At 29.4% G+C, this 4,746-nt stretch carries 5 protein-coding genes; all 5 read left to right on the top strand.

Translation table 11 applies throughout. From position 1 onward, the window contains the following. The first annotated feature begins 310 nt into the window (after window positions 1–310). Genes RWL85_RS08420 through RWL85_RS08400 form a run of 5 tightly spaced genes read left to right on the top strand, consistent with a single transcriptional unit; the run spans window position 311 to window position 4,657 of the window. On the top strand, window positions 311–856 hold the full coding sequence (locus RWL85_RS08420; protein WP_314087089.1) for an XRE family transcriptional regulator: 546 nt from the start codon (window positions 311–313) through the stop codon (window positions 854–856). Window positions 857–866: 10 nt separating this feature from the next. Beyond that, the gene (locus RWL85_RS08415) at window positions 867–1,955 is read left to right on the top strand and encodes an ABC transporter ATP-binding protein (protein WP_314087086.1); all 1,089 of its coding nucleotides are present in this window, start codon (window positions 867–869) and stop codon (window positions 1,953–1,955) included. Between the two features lie 2 nt (window positions 1,956–1,957). After that, window positions 1,958–2,776: an ABC transporter permease gene (locus RWL85_RS08410; RefSeq protein ID WP_314087083.1), complete on the top strand. Its 819-nt coding sequence runs from the start codon at window positions 1,958–1,960 to the stop codon at window positions 2,774–2,776. Beyond that, the gene (locus RWL85_RS08405; RefSeq protein WP_314087080.1) at window positions 2,776–3,576 is read left to right on the top strand and encodes an ABC transporter permease; all 801 of its coding nucleotides are present in this window, start codon (window positions 2,776–2,778) and stop codon (window positions 3,574–3,576) included. The genes RWL85_RS08410 and RWL85_RS08405 overlap by 1 nt, the downstream gene beginning before the upstream one ends. A gap of 1 nt (window position 3,577) precedes the next feature. Beyond that, complete coding sequence (locus RWL85_RS08400) at window positions 3,578–4,657, top strand: ABC transporter substrate-binding protein (protein WP_314087077.1); 1,080 nt, start codon at window positions 3,578–3,580, stop codon at window positions 4,655–4,657. Window positions 4,658–4,746: the final 89 nt, after the last annotated feature.

The raw sequence follows: 4,746 nt of genomic DNA, 5'->3' as shown, positions 1-4,746 counted from the left end.
TATTTGTACATTTTTATTTTGTCAAAACTGTACATTCTTATTTTATCATTCTCAATAAAATGTTATATAAATTAGAAAAAAGTTACTAAATAACTAAATTTTAACTTGATTTTAAGTGTGAAATATAGTAATATAATACTTGTGATTTAATTATACTAAACAGAGAGTTTAACAATGATAAACTAAAGTAACGATAAGTTTAATATTATTAAACAATAGTTACGAAAAGTTAGATAATAATAAACATATATAACGAAAAGTTAGATATTGATAAACAATTAATATCTTTTTATTATAGAAAGGAGAATTTATGTATTCTATAGGTGAAAGATTAAAGCGACTAAGAATTCAAAAAAATCTCACCCAGGAAGAACTAGGAGAACGTACCGATCTTAGTAAAGGATATATATCTCAAGTAGAAAGAGATTTAGCATCCCCATCGATGGAGACTTTTTTTAATATACTGCAGGTCTTAGGTTGTGCACCAAAGGATTTTTTTGATAAAGAGAGTACAAGTCAGAAAGTATACTATTCATTAGAAGAGCAAACTAGTTATGAAGAAACTGATGAAGGGTATGAACTTACTTGGCTAGTTCCTGAATCAAATGAGAAAGAAATGGAGTCACTAATACTTAAGTTAGAAAAAAATAGTAACTATAAAACATTTGATCCTTCGGAATCTGAAACATTATGTTATGTTTTAAAAGGGAAATGTAAATTGAAATTGGGTGATGAGGAATATATTGCTTCAACACACGAGAGTTTTTATTTTTTAGCTACATCCGAACATAGATTATCAAATCCATTTGATGAAGAATGTGAAGTGTTAATAGTAGCGACTAATTCGTATTTATAAGGAGAAAATCATGGCAAATATAGTTGAATTTAAAAATGTAAACATGTCTTTTGGTAATAATAACGTGCTAAAAAACATTGATTTAGAAATAGAAAAAGGAAAATTTTACACACTATTAGGACCTAGTGGTTGTGGTAAAAGTACAATTTTAAAGTTAATTGGAGGATTTTTAAGTCCTACTTCAGGGGATGTATTATTAGATGGAAAAGTAGTGAATGATTTACCAGCTAATAAGAGACATGTAAATACTGTGTTCCAGGACTATGCATTATTCCCACACATGAATGTATTTGAAAATGTTGCTTTTGGACTAAAAATTAAAAATGAAAAGAAAGAAGTAATTAATAAGAAAGTAAAAAAAGCTCTTAAGCAAGTTAACTTAGCAGGTTTTGAAAAACGTGATATAAGCGAGATGAGTGGTGGACAAAAACAACGTGTTGCTATAGCTCGTGCGATTGTTAATGAACCTGAAATTATCTTACTAGATGAATCACTATCAGCACTTGATTTAAAACTTCGTCAAGAGATGCAATATGAACTTCGTGAGCTTCAACAACAAACAGGGATTACGTTTATCTATGTAACTCACGACCAAGAAGAAGCGCTAGCGATGAGTGATTATATCTTTGTTATGAATCACGGAAAAATTGAACAAAGTGGTACACCTACAGATATTTACGATGAGCCGGTAAACCGTTTTGTTGCTGATTTCATTGGTGAATCTAACATTGTTAATGCTGTTATGTTAGATGATTATTTAGTAGAAATCTATGGTAAACAATATGAATGTGTTGATGCTGGTTTAGATAAGAATAAGAGAGTAGAGGTAGTTATTCGTCCAGAGGACTTAGAAATTACAAGTGCAGAAAAAGGTAAAATAAGTGTTGTAGTAGATACTCAACTATTTAGAGGAGTTCACTATGAAATTTGTTGTTTAGATGACCAGTATAATGAATGGATCGTTCATTCAACAAAACAGGCAAAACCAGGAGCTGCGGTAGGTCTAAATTTTGATCCAGAAGCAATACATATCATGGTACCTGGAGAAACAGAAGAAGAATTTGATGCTCGTCTTGAATCGTATGAAGAGGAGGAGTAAAGATGTTTAATAAAAAAACTCGTTCATTTTTTATGATTCCTTATGTAATGTGGATGTTACTATTTGTAGTATTTCCAATATTACTTATCTTTTATCATTCGTTTAGAGATATTGATGGAAATTTCACATTAGAAAACTACAAAATATTCTTTAGTAGTACTTATGTTTTAATGACGCTGTATAGTTTTTGGTATGCATTTTTAATTACATTAATTTGTTTAGTAATTAGTTATCCGCTAGCGTTTGCTATTAATAAGAGTAAATATAAAGAATTATTACTTTTACTAATTATTTTACCGACATGGATAAATATTTTACTAAAAACATATGCATTCTTAGGTTTATTTGGAGAGTATGGAACTATTAATAGTTTCTTAGAATATATTGGTATTGGAACACAAAGTTTACTATTTAATTCATTTAGTTTTATCTTTGTTTCTAGTTATATATTCTTACCCTTTATGTTACTTCCAATATATAACTCAGTTTCAGGGATGAATAAAAACTTGATTGAAGCATCATATGACCTTGGAGCAGATTTTAAAACTACATTCTTAAAAATCATTTTCCCATTAAGTGTTAATGGTGTTAAAACTGGAATTCAAGTTACTTTCATACCAGCACTGTCATTATTCATGATTACTAGGCTTGTTGCAGGTAATAAAATTATAAACTTAGGTACAGCTATTGAGGAACATTTCTTAGTAACGCAAAACTGGGGTGTTGGTTCTACGATTGCAGTATTCTTAATAGTGGTAATGGGAATAATAATGATACTTACAAATACTAAAGATAAAACTAATTTTGGAGGTAGAAAATAATGAAATTAACTTCAAAAATATATTTAGGGGTTATCTTTGCAATTTTATATATACCTCTAATCTACTTAGCATATTTTTCTTTTAATTCTGGTAAAACTATGATCGATTTCGAAGGTTTTTCATGGAAACACTACATTGAATTATTTGAAAATACTCGTATGATGGTAATAGTAATTAATACAATCGTAGTAGCTCTACTTTGTGGACTATTCTCTGCGATATTTGGTACACTTGGTGCATTAGGTATTTATTCTTTAAAATCTAATAAACAAAAAAACTCTTTCTTAGTTGGAAATAATATACTAATTGTTAGTCCAGATGTTATAATTGGATGTTCATTCTTGTTAATGTTTACTTTTATAACTAAATATACTGGCTTAGACACAATTCAAGGCTTCTGGTCGGTATTATTATCGCACATCGCATTTAGTATTCCAATTGTTGTATTAATGGTACTTCCAAAGTTATATGAAATGCCTAAGAGTATGGTTGATGCAGCAATTGACCTTGGGGCAACGTATCCACAAGTTTTAAATAAAATTGTAATTCCATATATTACACCAGGTATTTGGGCAGGATTCTTTATGGGATTAACATATTCATTAGATGATTTTGCTGTAACATTTTTTGTAACAGGAAATGGATTCCAAACACTGTCTGTTGAAATTTATTCGATGGCAAGACAAGGTATTAACTTACAAATTAATGCGCTATCTACAGTATTAACTATTTTTGTAGTAGTAGCAGTACTTATTTATTATGTAATTAATACTAGTAAATTAAAAAGGGAGGTAAGATAATATGAAAAAATTACTTATTTCTGCTCTTTCGATTCTAATAATCTGTTTAGGAATGCTTTATAGCCGTAATTTTATCGATAGTTCAAATGATGGCGAAAAACAAACTCTTACGATTTTTAACTGGGGTGAGTATATAGATCCAGATTTAATTAAAAAGTTTGAAGAAGAAACGGGTATTTCAGTAGTATATGAGACATTTGACTCGAATGAGGCTATGCTAACAAAGATACAAGCAGGTTCAACTCCTTATGATATTGTTATTCCTTCAGACTATATGATTAAAAAAATGAAAAAATTAAATCTATTAAAAAAACTAGATCATAGCAAGATAGAAGGATTTGATAATATTGATGAACAATTCAGAGATAAAACGTTTGATCCAAAAAATGAATATTCTATCCCGTATTTCTGGGGAACATTAGGAGTATTATATGATAAAACTAAAGTTCCAGAAGATCTTAAATTTGAAAAATGGAACGATCTTTGGGATGCACGATTAGAAAATAACATTCTGTTAATAGACGGTGCACGTGAAATGATGGGGATTGCTCTTCAATCGGAAGGTAATTCTGTTAATGATACTAATGAAGTAAACCTAAACTTAGCTGAAAGAAAATTAGAATTACTACATCCAAATGTAAAAGCCATTAATGCTGATGAGAAAAAAATGCTTATGATTAATAATGAAGCATGGGTATCAGTAGTATTCTCAGGAGATGCTAAGTCAATAATGGGTGAAAATGAAAATATGGTATATGCATTACCAAAAGAAGGAACAAATCTATGGTTTGATAATATAGTGATTCCGAAAACTTCTAAAAATGAAGATGCAGCATACAAGTTTATTAACTTTATGTTAAGACCAGAAAACGCTGCGAAAAATTCTGAATTTATTGGTTATGCAACACCTAATGCTAAAGCAAAAGAATTGTTATCAGAAGAAACAACAAGTGATGAACAATTTTATCCTGATTTGGAAAGTTTCGGAAATCGAGCAGAAGTATATGAGGACTTAGATCCGAAAATGCTTCAATTATACAATGATTTATTCTTGAAATTTAAGATTAACAATAGAAAATAAAACAAAGAGAGATTATCGTTTAAGATAATCTCTCTTTCAGATTGTTGACAAAACGACCAAAATATCAATGAAGATATTGATGTTTTGGT

The organism is uncultured Gemella sp. (genome assembly GCF_963515875.1).
Lineage (GTDB): Bacteria > Bacillota > Bacilli > Staphylococcales > Gemellaceae > Gemella.
Note: the sequence above shows the minus strand (reverse complement) of the source record. Positions and strands in the feature narration are given on the sequence as shown.

Excerpts from the sequence above, each read along its gene's own strand:
- RWL85_RS08400 (WP_314087077.1), top strand. The coding sequence starts at position 3,578 with ATGAAAAAATTACTTATTTCTGCTCTTTCGATTCTAATAATCTGTTTA.
- RWL85_RS08410 (WP_314087083.1), top strand. The coding sequence starts at position 1,958 with ATGTTTAATAAAAAAACTCGTTCATTTTTTATGATTCCTTATGTAATG.
- RWL85_RS08415 (WP_314087086.1), top strand. The coding sequence starts at position 867 with ATGGCAAATATAGTTGAATTTAAAAATGTAAACATGTCTTTTGGTAAT.
- RWL85_RS08420 (WP_314087089.1), top strand. The coding sequence starts at position 311 with ATGTATTCTATAGGTGAAAGATTAAAGCGACTAAGAATTCAAAAAAAT.
- RWL85_RS08405 (WP_314087080.1), top strand. The coding sequence starts at position 2,776 with ATGAAATTAACTTCAAAAATATATTTAGGGGTTATCTTTGCAATTTTA.